Raw genomic sequence first — 16,169 nt, 5'->3', positions numbered from 1 at the left:
GGCATTAAGCCAGCGGCCGCCTTTCAGTTTGTGCATTTCCAAATAGAACCATTGACTTTGCCCCTCGGAAGATAGGATACTTTCAGGAGTGTACAATATAAAGGACCATTTGTTATGGTTGGACCCGGTTAGTAAAAACCGCAGTCTCTGATCATTAATTGGAGGGATAAGTATGGAGAAAGAATTTCATTCGTTTGGATGGTATGCGTCCAAAATTAAACCGCATCTGCCTAAGAAGGCATTTAAACCGGTGCCGGCGCGTTTATTGGGAGGACTCGCTTATTTACTCGTCTCCCTGACAGGAATGTTTGCGATTGGCTTATATGATCTGCCTCTGCTTGCAAACATCGTCATCGCATTTGCGATCGGTGCGAGCTTTGCAGCGATGGGATTTTTAGGTCACGAAATCCTGCACGGAACAGTCGTGAGAAAAGCATGGCTGCGGGATCTGCTCGGAGCGGTGTTCTTTTTTCCTCTTCTTACCGGGCCGAAGCTGTGGCGCAAATGGCACAACATGACACACCATGTACATACGCAAAACGAAGAAAAGGATCCGGATGCCTGGCTATCGACAGAAAAGCTGGATAAAAATCCGGCGTTGAAGGTCATTTACCGGCTGCCCCTTTCCATGCGGGCGTTTCTGGAATTTCTCTCTTTAAGCGTCACGTTTACGCTGCATTCGACGCGCATGTTCTTCGTTTATGTGAAAGAATTTAAGCCGAAAAAACAGCTGAGTGTCTGGGTCCAGTTTTTACTTCCATGGGCTGCGTGGACAGGGCTCCTTTTCTTTGTCGGCTTTACGAGCTGGGTATTTCTCTTTTTAATTCCACTTTTAATTGCCAACGCCATTGTAATGGGGTATATTTCGACGAACCACCGGCTGAACCCGCACGTGCCGGTCAATGATCCGCTCGCGAACAGTTTATCCGTGACGGTGCCGAAATGGGTGGACGTCCTCCATTTCAATTTTTCTTATCATACAGAGCATCATATTTTTCCGAGTATGAGTTCCAAGTATTATCCTTTAGTGAAAAAGCACATTAAAAATAACTGGCCGGAACGTTATCATGAAATGCCGATGTCAAATGCCTTAAAAGCATTATGGAACACACCCCGGGTGTATTATAACGGGGTAGAGTTAATTGATCCCGAGGCCGAACTTGTCTATGGATCACTCGGTAACGGTCTCGATCACGAGTCAATTGAGCCGCGTCCGATGAATGAAAAAGAGAAGAAAATTAATTAAGCCAAAGCCGTACCTGAAATGGGTGCGGCTTTTTCATTGCCAGTTCGCAAAGAATTTTTAATTTTCTTCTCGTAATACGAACAGTAATCACGTTAATTTTAACCGTCGTATTATCAAGAGACCATTGTAGTTGAACTGTCGGTTTAACGCCGTGGAACGCTTTGTCATAGGAAGTGTATAGCAGCATTGTAATGTGCTGATCCGTACGTACAGAGGCGGAAGATAAATAGCACTAAACGAAAAAAGGGGGCTGTCCCGTCGGTGATATCGACGGGACAGCCCTGTAACTAATTAATTAGCTCTGTTAAAACATTCTAGTGTTGGTACAGGCGGAAAACTCCGCTTCCACCTGCCGTGGAGGAGATCGCCGGCTGGCACCTCCGTCCTGCAGAATCTTCCAATCTCCTTCTTCGACGGGCAGGTTTCCGCTTCGTTTTTGCCGCGAAAGAGACACTCCCTGCTTTTTTTGTTTCAGTCATTTACATGAACTATTGTAAGTCCTCTTTATGCATGGAAGGATGATTTTTTATTGGTCTTTTCGTGGAAATATACACACCCAGGAGAACTACTATTCCTCCGAACAGCTGATGATAAGTAAATTCTTCTCCAAGTAAGGTAACTGCCAAAGCTGTAGTGAACACTGGAACTAAATTAAAAAACACGGAAGCTTTAGAGGGACCGATTTCACCCACCCCTCTATACCAGAGGAGCAGTGCAATGGCGGAAGGGAAAATTCCGATGTAAAAAAGGCCGCCTATTACCGCCCAGTTATTTAACGCTGGAAAACCGAGTATACTGCCCTCAAGTAAAGCAAATGGAAACATGATCACCGCTCCAAGAATCATAGTAACAGCCAGTCCGGCGACAGGTGGAAACTTATAACTATGCTGTTTAATAATAATTGAATATAGTGCCCAGCAGATTATCCCCGCAAACATAATAATATCTCCAACATTAAAATCCAGATTCACGAGTACTTCTATAGAACCTTCTGAGATAATCCATAATATTCCTGAAAATGAAAGAATGATTCCCGCGTTTTGTATAGGGTGCAGCCGTTCCTTTAAAAGAATAAACCCCATTACACCAGCGACTGCGGGCGTCAGCGCATCTACAATAGCCGCGTTTATCGTACTAGTAAGTGCCACAGCCCAATACAACGATATATTAAAAAGAATAATTCCTGTAACTGCCAACCCAAAAAGAGGGCGCCACTCCCGTTTCCATAGAGGGATATTTTGTACAATTGTTTTCCAGGAGAGAGGGATTAATATAAGTGCACCCATAAAGGCTCGAAAAAAAGCTAATGTAACGGGAGAAATAGTACCTTCAAAAGCTTTACCAGCTATAAAATTACCTGAAAAGAAAAGCATGGCTAAAGTAATTATTAAATAAGAACGAAGCATAGTCTGAAATAATCCCTTCTTAGTGACTTAATGGGAAAAAAGTTTAATTATTCAAGTTTACATGATAGTTTCTCAAAGATTAAATGTTTTTTCTATTAGATGTACCGCGCAATCATAAAAAGCGTGGACGGTAAGCTATATGCATGTGTTAATGTGGCGTTAACTTCCTTATCATGTAAATAGTATCTGGGAGAGTTTGGGAGCCGGGCATCTGGGCAGCCTGGGGCATCTTTGGTGTGAAATCATGGAAACGAAAGCGGCTGGTTACAGAAGCGAAACCTAATTATAAAGTTCAACATAGATAGTAGATTTTCTTAATGGGATTAAATAGAGAAAGAGCAAACTAATACTGAAATCGACAATTCGAAGTGAAGCCTTATTCTCTCACTTGTGCTCCCCCCTCTTAGAGTTTCCTAATATACTTTATTTTCTATAGATGGGATGATGAAACTTTCCATAGACGGAAGTGTACTTTAGTAAGGAAAAGATTTTACGATTCGTTCAGAGAAAGGGTGGATTTTTTGGCACTCGCCACGAGAAAGAAGGTACCGCAGTTAATCGGAGAAACATTTCAAGCTTCCCGGGCAAACGTGAAAAAGTCTTTTATCATTTTATTGTTTGTTCTCGGGCCGTTTCTGTTATTACAGGCAGCTGCTGCATATATGCAGGGAAGAAGTCTGTTTGTTGAAGAAACAGCACAGTTAAACTGGGCTGCGCAGCTGAATGTGGTGTTACAAGGGGAGGATAACCTAGTCGGTGAACCGGCAGGCGTATTGGGAAGTGTGATCGAAGCCTTATCCCTGCTCGTTTATCCTTTTGTTTACGCTTCTCTTATTTTGTTTATTTCCGGATGGCGGGATGGTAATAAGCTCGAAGTAAAAGAAGCACGAACGCAGGCCATGCAGAAGTACGGGGTTTCTTTAGGGGCTCTATTTCTTTTCACCGTGATCCTCACAGCGGTGTTTCTCGTTTTTCTAGTGTTTCTACTGATCATGCCTCTTTATACCGGCTGGATGGCTGAAGTTGTGTTCGCTGTTTTTTATTTTGGTTTTATGGGACTCTTCTTATCTAAAATCAGCTTGTTTCTCGGACACATCGTATTAGCAGATACTAGACAGGGACTCGGATTCGGCGAAAGCTGGGAGCTTACACGGGGAAAAACAGGCTATGTCTTTGGGTTTTTCATTCTGCTGTTTTTAATTGGTGCCGGTGTGACTTTCTTGTTTCAGTTTATAATCGGTGCTCTTTTAGGCAACAGCGTTGTTGGCGGATTAGTCGTGAATTTCATCGGGCTGTTCGTCACGTTATTTTATGTGGCAGGGTATACGGTCCTATATCGGGAAGTAACGAAACCGGAGCCGGAACACGAGTATGAAGAGCAGCCATACTAATCAATAGAGCATCCGAAATGAGATGATCATCCGGAAATTTTAAAAAAGAAAGAAGCAGTGGAGATGCATTGTTTGAAGTGAATGTAACAAAGTCGAAGGGTAAGCTGATTATCAAATGGCAGCTGTCCACAATTGAAATCCCTCTATCTGACATTACAGAGGTGGCTGAAGACAATACATACGGGGGAGAAGTAAAAGATGCTCTCCGCATTGGATTTCCTTATGGAACGGCTGACAGGATAGTTATAAAAACGAAAGCGGAAACGTATATAGTGTTTACGAATGCAGAAGCCGTGAAGAAAAAAATCTATTCATCAGTGGAAGGCATATCATAAGGTACATGCCTAATGGGGCATAGGAATACAGCCAGTGAAAAAGAAGTGGCTCATCTTCTGAAAGCGTCCAATTGCTTACTGTTATACACCGATCAGCAGAAAAAAAGAGACGACCCGTGCTAGGTTACTTTTTGTTCGTTGCATTCTTTCGTGAAGGGAGTGCAGCGAATTTTTTATGGACGGCGTCCCCCGGATGGTGAAGTTTGTTTTTCTTTGAATATACTTCAGCCATGGCAGAAGCTGCCTGCATCAGAAAGAAAACGGGCGGGCGCAACCTCTTAAAGTCTTACAGAAGTCAGCTTGACAATTGCTGTGAGTAATTCAATCTGTGCGCAATAAAAGGTAGATAAAAGATGTTAGGTTTGAGCCTGATGAGAGGTATAGTAAAAGAAGCAGACTTAAAATGGAAGGAGGAAGGAAATCGTGAAAAGAAAAACTCTTTTAGTAATATCACTATTGTTTTTTGCCTGCACAGGAGGGGCATTTTTTATTTATTATCAAAACAATGCCCTCGTAACAACCGAAATATCCTACAGCTCTCCGGACCTGCCTTCCTCTTTTGATGATTTTCAAATTGTTCATTTAACAGATTTACATAACAAATCATTTGGTGATAATCAGCATAGGCTTCTTACAGGAGTGGAGCAGGCGGAGCCGAATATGATTGTTTTTACAGGAGATTTAATTGATCAGGATACAGAAGATATGACCAACAGCATTATTCTGATGCGGGAGCTGGCGGAACAGGCACCGACATATTTTGTCACAGGAAACCATGAATGGTGGTCCGGAAACTACGAAACGCTCGAAACAGAGCTGATGGATAGTGGAGTCCACGTATTGAGAAACGAATCCGTGGAAATTTCGAATAATGAAGAATCGCTGCAGCTGATAGGAATTGATGATCCTGCACAGTCCATTAACAGCGACAGTACAGCGGTACTGGAGGAGTATATTCAGCTCGCTGCAGAGGACATTGACGATGAAGAATTCCGTATACTTTTATCACACAGACCGGAAGTTTTCAGTATATATACAGATTATGAAATTCAGCTTGTATTCACTGGTCATGCGCACGGGGGACAGGTAAGACTGCCTTTTCTCGGGGCGGTTGCTGCCCCGGATCAAGGAATTTTTCCGGAGTATACAGCAGGGAAATATACGCAGGATGATACAACGATGGTAGTGAACAGGGGGTTAGGAAACAGCGTTATTCCTGTCCGGGTTTTTAATCGTCCGGAAATTATCGTAACGACGCTTCAATCTTCGTTAGAGTAATAAGTTACTATTAAGAAGAGAGGTGTAGCAGAAACTGTTACACTGATATAAACGAAAAAAACTGCAGGCACTCCCCTTGAAATAGAGAGTGTCTGCAGTATAGAAAGTAGCACGACTGATTTAAGCTTTTGCTGTTTTCTTACGGGAGAACATTACTGCTCCAGCGCCTGCAGCCAAAGCACCGATCAGCATCAGCGTCGGATACGTATTAGCTGTTGCTGGAAGCGCCTCTCCTTCTTCAGCCTCTTCTTCCTCTACAATTTCTTCTTCGCTGGATTCAGCAGGATCTTCTGTCGTTTCTTCTGTTTCAGAAGGTTCTTCTGATGGTTCAGTCTCAGGTTCTCCCTCAACAGGGTCCCCATTTTCTTCCCAGCGTTCGTTCTCTTGCCAGTCTACAAATTCAGCTTCATAATCAGGCAGAGTTAACGACTCGCACGGAATGCCGTCGCTGTCTCCGTCCAGTCCTTCAGGGTCATTATCTGCATGATAACCATGCTCTGTCCAGAAGTCCCAGACTTCTCCTCCCGTTTCAAACGCGCTGCAGTTTACTGTGCCTTCCTCGTGATCCGCATGCACGGAAGCCATGCCGCCAAAGCTTACAAGAGCCACACTACTAATGCCAACAAACCATTTCTTCATCTCATAACCTCTCATTTTCCAAAATATGTAATATTCAATATATTGAATATTACATAATATTCTAATAATTACAATAGAAATCATTCTTTATAGTGACTATTGTTGTAATAAAAAATTATATATGAGGAGGAGAGACGCTTAGTTTCTGTAAAAATCTTCTTATTATGCTGGCTACCGGCGCCCATCTGCTTTAAACTGGAAGTATAAAGAAAGCGCCTTCTTGTACATGAAGCAGGGCTTTTGGTTAGTGGGACTGTGGTGAAAAAATGAAGGGGGTTTTTTGATGGTCGATATTAAATATTTGGATTTACTGGCGCAGAAGTACGGAAGCGAAGAAAAAGTGGCGACAGAGATCATTAATCTGGAAGCAATACTCGATCTGCCGAAAGGCACCGAACATTTCGTCAGTGACCTCCACGGCGAGTATCATGCGTTTCAGCACGTACTGCGGAACGGATCCGGGAATGTGAAAATGAAAGTGAAAGACCTGTTTGAGGCAGAAATGAATGAGTGGGAGATCAACGAATTTGCGACACTCATTTACTACCCGGAAGAAAAAATGAAACTCGTAAAAAGCCATTTCACGAGCAAAGAGGAGCTCAGGGAGTGGTACCTGGAAACGATCGGACGGATGTTGAAGCTTGTTGCCTATGCGTCTTCCAAATACACGCGCTCAAAAGTCCGGAAAGCACTCCCGGAACAGTTTACTTATATAATCGAAGAATTATTATATAAAAAAGACGAGCTTGAAGACAAAAAAGACTACTATGAAAAAATGCTCGACCGCATCATTTCCCTCGGACAGGCGGACAAACTGATTGTAGGCCTCGCCTATACGACGCAGCGGCTCGTCGTCGATCATCTGCACGTCGTCGGGGATATTTACGACCGGGGGCCGGATCCGCATAAAATCATGGATACGCTCATCAACCATCATTCGGTCGATATTCAGTGGGGAAACCACGATGTGCTCTGGCTAGGGGCATACGCCGGTTCAAAAGTGTGTCTCGCAAACATTATCCGGATCTGCGCACGGTACAACAACCTCGATATTATAGAGGATGCTTACGGAATCAACCTGCGGCCGCTTCTGAATCTTGCGGAGAAATACTACGGGGACAATCCGTCGTTCCGCCCGAAGCGCATTTCCGATGAAATACTAACCGAGCAGGAACAGATGCAGATCACAAAAATTCATCAGGCGATTTCCATTATCCAGTTTAAGCTGGAAAGCCCGATCATTAAAAGGCGCCCGTGTTTACACATGGAAAATCGGCTGCTTTTGGAAAAAGTTGATTACGAAAACAGCGAAGTAACGCTGCACGGAAAAACATATGCCTTAAAAGACACGTGTTTTGCCACCGTCGACCCGGAAAAACCGGCGGAGCTTTTGGAAGAAGAAAAGCAGGTAATCGACAAACTGCTTTTCTCGATTCAGCATTCCGAGAAGCTGACGAGACATATGAACTTCCTCATGAAAAAAGGCGGCCTGTATTTAAAATACAACGGAAACCTGCTTATCCACGGCTGTATTCCTCTCGACGAGGACGGAAGCATGAAAGCGATGGAAATTGAGGATAAGACGTACGCCGGGCGGGAACTCCTCGACGTGTTCGAACGGTACGTGCGGCACGCATTTGCCCGCCCGGAGGAAACCGACGACTTTGCGACCGACATGATCTGGTACTTATGGACGGGTGAAAATTCCTCTCTTTTCGGAAAAAGGGAAATGACGACGTTTGAACGGTATTTTATTGCAGAAAAAGAAACACATAAAGAAAGAAAAAACCCTTATTATTTCATGCGGGAAAATGAAGACATGTGCCGGAAGATGCTCGAGGAGTTTGATCTGAACCCCGATGAAGGACGCATCATCAACGGCCATACGCCGGTAAAAGAAATCGACGGGGAAGATCCGATCAAGGCGAACGGGAAGATGATCGTGATCGACGGCGGCTTTTCCAAGGCGTACCAGTCGACGACAGGGATCGCCGGCTACACGCTTCTGTACAACTCGTACGGCATGCAGCTCGTAGCCCACCAGCTGTTTAACTCCAAAGAAGACGTATTGACGAAAGAAACGGACGTATTATCTGTGAAAAGGCTCGTCAATGAAGAGCTGGAGCGGAAAAAAGTAAAACAGACGAACATCGGCAAACGGCTGCTCCAGGAAATTGATAATTTAAACAGCCTGCGGGAGCACCGGTATATGAAATAACGTCTTTTTTCTCAGGTCCCAAGAAAAACCGAAGGAGGAGAGCACCATGCAGGTCAGGCACATTTCTCCAAATATCTACAAATTGTCTATTTGGATCGGCCTTCCTATCAGCCTCTGGGCAGTAAAAGAAGAGGACGGGCTCACACTTGTCGATACGGGAATAAAGCAGATGGGGAAAGGGATTTTAAAAGAAATCGACCGCCTCAAGCTCGGTCCGCTGCAGCGGATTGTCCTCACCCATGGGCACCCGGATCACACAGGTGCGATTGAGCGGCTGCGCGCGGACAGAAACATTCCGGTTTACGCGCACCCGCTGGAGATTCCTTATATGGAAGGGGAAGCCCCGTACCCGGACAAAAAGAAAGCTTCTGTACTCGTCCGGCCGGGACTGGTGCAGTCTCTTGAGAAAGCAGATGGGGAGTTAAGCGGTATCGGCAGCCTCAAGCCCTTTTTGACTCCGGGGCACACTCCCGGTCACTTGGTGTTTTACCATCAGGAAGATGATGTACTGCTCGGAGGGGATTTATTTACTTCCTCCCGGAAAGGAAAACTGAGGCGTCCTATACCGCTCTTTACTGCAAATATGCCGCTCGCCGTTGCGAGTGGCAGCATCGTGAAACTTCTACAGCCGGAACTTCTCAGTCTCTGCCACGGGACGGACATCAGACAGCCGCATAAACAGTATGACATTTATGCGGAAAAGTGGGAGAAGAAATAAAGGAAGCAGTAACGCTTTCCGCGGCATTCAAGGTAATCAGCCGACTGTTCTTCATAAATGAAATCAGTTTCTGCCATGTACGGTTCTTATCTTCTAAAAGGTGCTGGAAATCAATTCGGAGAGCCCGGCATCTGCGTTGTTTCCCAATATTGCTAAGAGGGAGGAAATACGATGAAACCGGTCATTATGTATTATTCTCATTCAGGAAACAATCAAAAACTGGCTCAGGAGCTGCAGGACAGACTAGGCTGTGAGATGTATGAAATTAAAGAAAAAAAGAAACGGAAAAACATTTCCATCTTTGTGGATTTCCTCGTGAAGCGTAAGTCACGCCTCGCACCGCTGGATGTGGAAGTCAACAGCTACAGCCCGGTTCTCCTGCTTGCTCCTGTTTGGGCAGGAAAAATAGCGGCACCGATGAGAACATTCATCCAGCGGGAGAAGCCGGCGAATTATTCGTTTATAACGTTATGCAGCGGGGCGGACGGACAGAAAGATAAAATAACAGCTGAGCTTTCCGCATTAACACCCGAGAAACCGGCGGCAGTCGCCGAACTGTGGATCAACAATCTTCTTCCGAAAGAACAGCAGAATAAAATCAAATACGTCACGAACTTCCGGTTCGAAAAAGAGCATATGAAGCATTTTGATAAAGAAATCGAGGCCTTTTTCGACAGAGCCCTAACTGCCCGTTAAGTAATCTTAACTCTTAGAGAACCGGGATGGGGGGGCTTCTTTTTTTTCCTTGTTATCACAGCTGACCCCTGCCTTAAAAAAGATAAGGAGTGAGGAACGTGAAAAACAGTGTGATTGTTTATTATTCCTGGGTGGGCAGCACAGAGACCGTGGCGGAGGAAATTCACAGACGAACAAATTTTGATATGCAGAAAATTGAAGAAACAACAAAACGCAGGTTTGGAAAATTCGCCGGTGCAGCCATGGCAGCGGTTATAGGCCTGAAAAGCAGGATAAAGCCGATGGATTTCGAACTGCAGGACTATGAAAATGTCTTTTTTGGAGCGCAGGTGTGGGCAGGAAGGACTGCTCCGGCTGTAAATAACTATTTAAAAAAGGCTTCGTTTAAAAATAAGAACGTGTGGCTTTTTCTTACCAAAGGAGATGAAAAAATTCCTCAGCAGGTGATCGATTCCATCACCAAACGGATAGAAAAGAAAGGGGGAAGAGTGGTGGACAGCATGGCGGTCACCTCCCATTGGGAGCCGAAAACAAATATTCCTCTTGCGCCGGAAGAAGTACAGGAACCAGTGGAGGCCTGGCTCAAAAAAGAAGGTTTTTTATAGAGTGATTGAAAAGAATAATGTATGTACACTTGCGGCTGATTTGAAACTATGCAGCAGCGGGAGCTGTATTAAAGTAATACTGATGGGGGGGCTTATCTACCCCTTTTTAATCAGCTCCTGTTTTCCTGCTTCTTATTAATTCTTATCCCGGTTCTTCATGCGCAGTTTTTAGGACGGTTAACTAAACAGAGCCTGCGGATAGTGGTGCTAACAATTTGCGGAACTTCTTTAATCCATGGTTCCCGGCATCCGACTGTATTAAGAAATTCACTTCATCAAGAAACTCTTTCTGTTTTAAACGCGTATACGTACTTAAAGAGAGGTGATTTCCATGGGGATTAAAACCAATACGACGATACTTACTTCTGTATTTTTACTAGCCTCCCCAATAAGTGCGGGCGCGTTTGAACTGACGATCCCGGAAGCAGAAATTGATGCGTTTCTGCAGGAGGACGGGGATGTCCACGTGGAAGAATCATTTACGTATGAATTTGAAGGAGAATTTAATGGCGTCGTAAGGGCGCTGAATTATCCGGATTATGCTTCCATTGAAAACCTGGAAGCTTTTGAAGACGGAGAGGCGTTGGAAATCGAGAGGGAAGACGAATTCGTTCACCGGATTCACCGTCAGGGAGAAGACGAAACTTTTACCGTGGATCTTCAGTATACGATCGAAGACGGGGTGGAACTTTACGACGACCTCGGGGAATTTTACTGGGCGTTTTTCGACAGCTCGAACGAAACAGCCTATGAGTCGATGGAGATTCGGGTGCACCCGCCGGCACCATCGGAAGAAATGGAAGCGATCGGCTACCACGAAGCGGAAAATTCGGAAGAGCTTACGGATGATTACGTGCTGTTTGATATGGGCCATGTTAAAAGCGGAGAAAACGGCGATGTGCGGGCCGCTTTTGACGCGGAGTTATTTGACGGGGTAACGAGAACGGCGGAAGGCTCGGCAGCGGAACAAATACAGGAGGAAGAAGCAGAGCGGGAGGAAGCTGCGGCAGCCACTGCGGCCCGTGAAGACTTTTTATCCACTGCTGCACCGATAGCTGTGCCGGTGCTTGCTCTGTTATTTTTAAGCGTCATCTATGCAGACCGGAAAAAATACAGCCACTTCAAGCAGAGCGCCTACTCGAACGATCTTACTCCCGGAGCACCGGAGCTTCAGCTGAGCATGCCTGCGACGATGTATTACGTGCAGCCGGCCGTTACGCCGGAAATGCTGACCGCTTCTTTACTGGATTTAGTGAGAAAGGAAAAAGTGACGCAGGAGGGAGAAAACAGCTTTCGTCTTGAGAGCCGGGAGAGCCTGCTGGCGCACGAGAAAATTCTCGTTTCGATGCTTTTTGATGAAATGGGAAAAGAAAATGTCTTTCGTCTGTCTGACATGTCCGACTACTTGAAAGACAAAAAGAATTATGAAACGTTTGAAACGAATAAAGCGGAGTGGCAGAAAGCGGTCACCGCGGAAAAGAAAGAAGCCGATTTAAAAATTAATAAACTCGGCTTCAAGATCGGACTTGGAGCTGCATCTTTACTTCCTTTAGTACTTGGCATTGATTATTTAGCGCACGGAATGGTCGTGCCGTTTGTCCTTCTGCTTGCGCTGTTTCTTTTTGTTTCCGGATACGCAGCAGTGTATCAACCGAGAACGGAAAAAGGCTGGAAGCTTATGCGGGACTGGTGGGACTATAAAAACGAAGTAGCCCGGTATGAGACGGATGACTGGCGGACACTTCCGCCGGAAGAGCAGAAAGTTGCTTTTATATACGGGCTCGGTCTGAACTTGAAATCGGTAAAGAAAATGAGTAGCGGCATACCAAAAGAATTTAAAAGTACCCCGGCTGCTTCCAGTGGATACGGCAGCGATATACCCGTATTCATGACAGGGGGGCTTCTTGCCAGCACGCAGTTTCAATCTTCCTCTGCGGAAGCCGCAAGCTCCTTCAGTTCCTCCAGCAGTGGCGGAGTCGGAGGAGGGGGCGGCGTCGGCGGTGGCGGCGGAGGCTCCGGGGGCTTTTAATCCGAAATCACTGATCGGGAGGATAAAATATGTTTCCGGTGTGCGAAGGGGGAATACAATGAAGCTGCCTGACTGTTCTACATGCCATTATTCTTTTCAGTGGAAAGAGCTGCTCTTCATCATGGGGGCAAAGAAATGTCCAAAATGCGGCGTGCAGCAGTATATCACTGCCCAGCGGAAACGGCAGGGACTGTGGTTTGGTCCCGTGGCGGGAATTATCACAGCGGTCATCGTGCAGACCGCACCCCTGCCGTTTTCCTTCATTTGGGCTGTGGCCGGAGTCCTTATCACAGCAGCAATTCTCATCAATCCATTCTGGCTTGAGTTTACGGAAAAAGACGAACCGTTGTTTTAACTGCTGTTTCGCACGTATGCACTGCGATGGAAAAAAACTGTTTCTAAGAAGAAACCGCTTCGGGAATTTTCCTGGAGCGGTTTTTTTCTGTGGTTTAAAGTTTTCATATGAAGCGAAAATAATAAAGTTTATAATGAATAGTAAAATCGAACGTTTGTTCTTGTTTATTTCCGGAAATAGAGTTATAGTTAAAGTAGATGAAAACAGGCGAATTTTATAAAGTAAGCAGGGCAGAAAGGAGCATCAATATGGAACAGCAGAAGACATGTCCCTACTGCGGAACATTTTTAAATAAACAGGGTAAGTACTATTCATGTTCTTTTTGTGTCATGGCACTGCGCCCGGAGGAAGTGCAGACCGGCCATCAGCGGCTGCCTGTACGGCGTTTAACGACGGTACTCGACGTTCATCTTTCCAAGACAACACCGGAGTTGATGAAATTATCCACCTTTGAGCTGCTCGGTTTATTAAAAATTGCGCGTAAAGAGCGCAGAGAAATGTACGATCTCCTGCAGACGTTCCGGAAGATTAATGCAGCCGACACGGAAGGTGGAATGATAGAGGAAGAACAATTCAGCGGCAGCTGTTATCAGGCAGTGACACGCAAAATTTTCGTGCTGGAAAACCTCCTCCGTGAGCGCCTCGGATACGTACCGCGTCAGGTGACAACAAAAGAGCTGCAGACGTACCTGGAGCATATAGAAGAAGATAAAACTGGACCGATGATCATTCGCAGCGGCCGGAAGATAGAGCAGGAAAGCAGCTGATTTAAACAGGAGGCGGTCCTGAAAAGACCGGTCATATACAGCCGTCCTGCCGAAATCAGGGCTTCAGAAAGGGGGGATCCCCCCCCCCCCGACAGCTGTTCGAAGCTTTCAAGCGGATAGGTGCTGGAAGAGTTATAAAATAGAAGTTGAAACAATCCGGAACGCGTTGAGGAGAAGATACCTTAGATGAAAAGTTTAAATCCTGCTTCTTTCAGGTTATAATCGTAATTGTCAGTACATTGAAAATATTTCATTTATGATTTGGAAGGTGGATACTATGATAGAAAATCCGGAAATGCAGGTAAACCAATGGATCGAAGAGTATGACCGGGAAGGTCTTTCCGTCGCTCATCTGCTCTGCGACCGCCATGATTCGAATAAAAAAGCACTGCTTTACGAAAATGAAGCAGGTGAAAAAAAGACGTATACATATGGGGAGCTTGAAAAGCTCTCAAAGAAATTTGCCGGTGTGCTTAAGGCACAGGGAGTCGAAAAAGGACAGTGTGTCGCTGTGCTGCTGCCGAAAGGACCGGAACTTTTAGTTTCGGTACTGGCGATCTGGCGTCTTGGAGCGGTCCACGTACCGCTGTTCACTGCTTTTGGACCGCAGGCCATTTCATACAGGGTTGGAAACAGCGGAGCGGATACGATCATTACGGATGCAGGAAACAGGGAGAAACTGAACACGATAGATACGTCCAGTTTCCGTGTGATTACAGCACCTTCTTCGGCGGATAAGGAAGTGCCTTCTTCTGATACTCCTTTCTGGGAGTCACTGCAAGAGGCGGAACCTGTGAAAGAAAGCACGGAAGTAGCGGGAGACGACCTGTTTATTATCATCTACACTTCAGGGACGACGGGCCACCCTAAAGGGGTGGAAGTACCTGTACGGGCGCTGGCGGCGTTCAAAGGGTATATGCAGTTCGGGCTTGATCTGCGGCCGGACGATGTTTTTTGGAATGTAGCCGATCCGGGATGGGCGTACGGCCTGTACTACGGGATGGTCGGACCTATGATTCTCGGTCAGTCGTTTATTATGTTTAATGCCAAGTTCAGCGTGGAAGAAGCTTATCGGATTTTGAAGGAATACGGAGTCACTAATTTTGCGGCGGCACCGACCGTCTACCGCACGCTCAGGGCAGCGGGAGTACCCGAAGGATTAAAGGAAGAATTGAACGTACGTGTGCTTTCAAGCGCCGGCGAGCCGTTAAATCCGGACGTCAGCACGTGGGCAGAAACGAATTTTGGTATCCCGGTCTTTGATCATTACGGACAGACGGAGCAGGGGATGGTCGTTAACAATCACCACCACCCGAAACTCGAGCGACGGGTGAAAGCAGGATCGATGGGACAGGCGATGCCGGGCTTCCGTGCCGCAGTCCTGGATGAAAACGGAACGGAACTGCCGGCGGGGGAGGAAGGACAGTTGGCGATTGATACAAAAAATTCCCCGTTGTTCTGGTTCCGTGGGTACTACCGCGATGAGGAAAAAACGCAGGAGCGGTTTGTAAAAGAGTCACGTTATTACCTTACCGGAGACACCGCGAGCCGGGACGAGGACGAATATGTTTATTTTTCCGGGCGCTCGGACGATATTATTTCCAGCTCAGGCTACCGGATCGGACCGTTTGAAGTCGAAAGTGCCTTAATGGGCCATGAAGCAGTAGCGGAATCCGGGGTAGTCGGCGTGCCGGACGAACAGCGTGGAGAAATTGTTAAAGCGTTTGTTGTGCTGCTGCCGGGCTTTAAGGAAAGTGATGAATTAGCTAAAGACTTGAGCCGGTTTGTAAAAGGGAATTTGTCCGCCCACGAATATCCTCGTGAAATCGAATTTGTCGAGGACCTGCCGAAAACACCAAGCGGAAAGATCCAGCGGTTTCTGCTGCGCAGTTAAGAGGGGCTGATGGGTCAGCGTGAACTGAACGTGCTGCCTTAAGCAAATGAACTTACGTGGAGGTGAAAGCATTGGCAGATATTAAATATGAGATCGTAGAGCATCTCGGCGTCTTATCTGAATCATCAAAAGGATGGAAAAAAGAGCTCAATCTCGTCAGCTGGAATGGAAGAGATCCGAAGTACGATCTGAGAGAATGGGCACCGGAGCATGAGAAGATGGGAAAAGGCGTTACGTTGACGGAAGAAGAAATAAACCAGCTCGTGAAGATTATGAATAACAAAGAATAGAATTTTTTAAGAAGGCTGACCCGTTTCCGACGGGCAGCCTTCTTTTTGTCGTTTCCGGAAGTGGTAAAGCTGGTGGTTTAATCATTATAGGGATGGTTATTGTCATTAGCGGGACTCGTTTAATCATTATAACCGGATGTTTTGTCATTAAGGCACCCATTAATCATTATCGGTTAGGCCCCCTAATTCTGGACACGTTCTCACTCATTCTCCATGGGTCTGTCTTTTTCGTTTTTTCGTTATCAAACCCATAGTTCTTGCCGGGGAAGACGACCTTCCATGGTTTGTTGATGAAAGACGGC

17 protein-coding genes are annotated in these 16,169 nt (G+C 45.9%); 13 read left to right on the top strand and 4 right to left on the bottom strand.

Annotation, left to right across the window (positions count from 1 at the left end):
• The first annotated feature begins 172 nt into the window (after positions 1 to 172).
• Entirely contained in the window at positions 173 to 1,246 is a 1,074-nt protein-coding gene (gene desB / locus C6Y45_RS07665) for a Delta(10) desaturase DesB (RefSeq protein ID WP_107584649.1), read from the top strand.
• Here the strand turns inward: desB and C6Y45_RS17450 are convergent.
• Both C6Y45_RS17450 and C6Y45_RS07660 read right to left on the bottom strand, forming a co-directional pair.
• Complete coding sequence (locus C6Y45_RS17450; RefSeq protein WP_160058211.1) at positions 1,239 to 1,433, bottom strand: hypothetical protein; 195 nt, start codon at positions 1,431 to 1,433, stop codon at positions 1,239 to 1,241. The two genes, desB and C6Y45_RS17450, sit on opposite strands and share 8 nt — an antisense overlap.
• 301 nt (positions 1,434 to 1,734) lie before the next feature.
• Positions 1,735 to 2,652, bottom strand: coding sequence for a DMT family transporter (locus C6Y45_RS07660; RefSeq protein ID WP_107584648.1), 918 nt, complete (start codon positions 2,650 to 2,652; stop codon positions 1,735 to 1,737).
• Positions 2,653 to 3,173: 521 nt separating this feature from the next.
• On the opposite strand from C6Y45_RS07660, the gene C6Y45_RS07655 reads away from it, so the two are divergent.
• Together C6Y45_RS07655 and C6Y45_RS07650 are read left to right on the top strand one after the other, a co-directional pair.
• The gene (locus tag C6Y45_RS07655; protein ID WP_107584647.1) at positions 3,174 to 4,043 is read left to right on the top strand and encodes a hypothetical protein; all 870 of its coding nucleotides are present in this window, start codon (positions 3,174 to 3,176) and stop codon (positions 4,041 to 4,043) included.
• 68 nt (positions 4,044 to 4,111) lie between these two features.
• The gene (locus C6Y45_RS07650) at positions 4,112 to 4,378 is read left to right on the top strand and encodes a SunI/YnzG family protein (RefSeq protein WP_107584646.1); all 267 of its coding nucleotides are present in this window, start codon (positions 4,112 to 4,114) and stop codon (positions 4,376 to 4,378) included.
• 124 nt (positions 4,379 to 4,502) lie between these two features.
• Here C6Y45_RS07650 and C6Y45_RS18085 read toward each other — a convergent pair whose 3' ends face one another.
• Positions 4,503 to 4,628 carry a hypothetical protein gene (locus C6Y45_RS18085; RefSeq protein ID WP_281260598.1) on the bottom strand — a complete coding sequence of 42 codons (126 nt, stop codon included), beginning with the start codon at positions 4,626 to 4,628 and terminating at the stop codon, positions 4,503 to 4,505.
• A 173-nt stretch (positions 4,629 to 4,801) separates the two neighbouring features.
• On the opposite strand from C6Y45_RS18085, the gene C6Y45_RS07645 reads away from it, so the two are divergent.
• Positions 4,802 to 5,656, top strand: coding sequence for a metallophosphoesterase (locus C6Y45_RS07645; protein ID WP_425427862.1), 855 nt, complete (start codon positions 4,802 to 4,804; stop codon positions 5,654 to 5,656).
• A 120-nt stretch (positions 5,657 to 5,776) separates the two neighbouring features.
• Here the strand turns inward: C6Y45_RS07645 and C6Y45_RS07640 are convergent, their stop codons facing one another.
• Positions 5,777 to 6,295, bottom strand: coding sequence for an excalibur calcium-binding domain-containing protein (locus C6Y45_RS07640; protein WP_107584645.1), 519 nt, complete (start codon positions 6,293 to 6,295; stop codon positions 5,777 to 5,779).
• A gap of 283 nt (positions 6,296 to 6,578) precedes the next feature.
• Here C6Y45_RS07640 and C6Y45_RS07635 point away from each other — a divergent pair, with 283 nt between their 5' ends.
• From C6Y45_RS07635 to C6Y45_RS07595, 9 genes are all read left to right on the top strand, one after another.
• On the top strand, positions 6,579 to 8,513 hold the full coding sequence (locus tag C6Y45_RS07635) for a fructose-1,6-bisphosphatase (protein WP_107584644.1): 1,935 nt from the start codon (positions 6,579 to 6,581) through the stop codon (positions 8,511 to 8,513).
• 46 nt (positions 8,514 to 8,559) lie between these two features.
• Positions 8,560 to 9,231, top strand: coding sequence for an MBL fold metallo-hydrolase (locus C6Y45_RS07630; protein WP_107584643.1), 672 nt, complete (start codon positions 8,560 to 8,562; stop codon positions 9,229 to 9,231).
• A gap of 171 nt (positions 9,232 to 9,402) precedes the next feature.
• Positions 9,403 to 9,927, top strand: a complete 525-nt coding sequence (locus C6Y45_RS07625; RefSeq protein ID WP_107584642.1) for a flavodoxin family protein — start codon at positions 9,403 to 9,405, stop codon at positions 9,925 to 9,927.
• A gap of 98 nt (positions 9,928 to 10,025) precedes the next feature.
• On the top strand, positions 10,026 to 10,532 hold the full coding sequence (locus tag C6Y45_RS07620; RefSeq protein ID WP_160058209.1) for a flavodoxin family protein: 507 nt from the start codon (positions 10,026 to 10,028) through the stop codon (positions 10,530 to 10,532).
• Positions 10,533 to 10,863: 331 nt separating this feature from the next.
• Entirely contained in the window at positions 10,864 to 12,561 is a 1,698-nt protein-coding gene (locus tag C6Y45_RS17445) for a DUF2207 domain-containing protein (protein WP_160058207.1), read from the top strand.
• Positions 12,562 to 12,619: 58 nt separating this feature from the next.
• Complete coding sequence (locus tag C6Y45_RS07610; protein WP_107584640.1) at positions 12,620 to 12,916, top strand: TIGR04104 family putative zinc finger protein; 297 nt, start codon at positions 12,620 to 12,622, stop codon at positions 12,914 to 12,916.
• A 248-nt stretch (positions 12,917 to 13,164) separates the two neighbouring features.
• Positions 13,165 to 13,683 carry a hypothetical protein gene (locus C6Y45_RS07605; RefSeq protein WP_107584639.1) on the top strand — a complete coding sequence of 173 codons (519 nt, stop codon included), beginning with the start codon at positions 13,165 to 13,167 and terminating at the stop codon, positions 13,681 to 13,683.
• A 277-nt stretch (positions 13,684 to 13,960) separates the two neighbouring features.
• Positions 13,961 to 15,577 (top strand): AMP-binding protein, encoded by a 1,617-nt coding sequence (locus tag C6Y45_RS07600; protein ID WP_218017800.1) that lies wholly within the window; start codon positions 13,961 to 13,963, stop codon positions 15,575 to 15,577.
• A 71-nt stretch (positions 15,578 to 15,648) separates the two neighbouring features.
• Positions 15,649 to 15,867 (top strand): YdbC family protein, encoded by a 219-nt coding sequence (locus C6Y45_RS07595; RefSeq protein ID WP_107584638.1) that lies wholly within the window; start codon positions 15,649 to 15,651, stop codon positions 15,865 to 15,867.
• Positions 15,868 to 16,169 lie beyond the last annotated feature (302 nt).

Source organism: Alkalicoccus saliphilus, from assembly GCF_003044065.1.
GTDB lineage: Bacteria > Bacillota > Bacilli > Bacillales > Salisediminibacteriaceae > Alkalicoccus > Alkalicoccus saliphilus.
The sequence above is the reverse complement of the archived record's forward strand: the minus strand, read 5'-3'. Positions and strand labels throughout refer to the sequence as shown.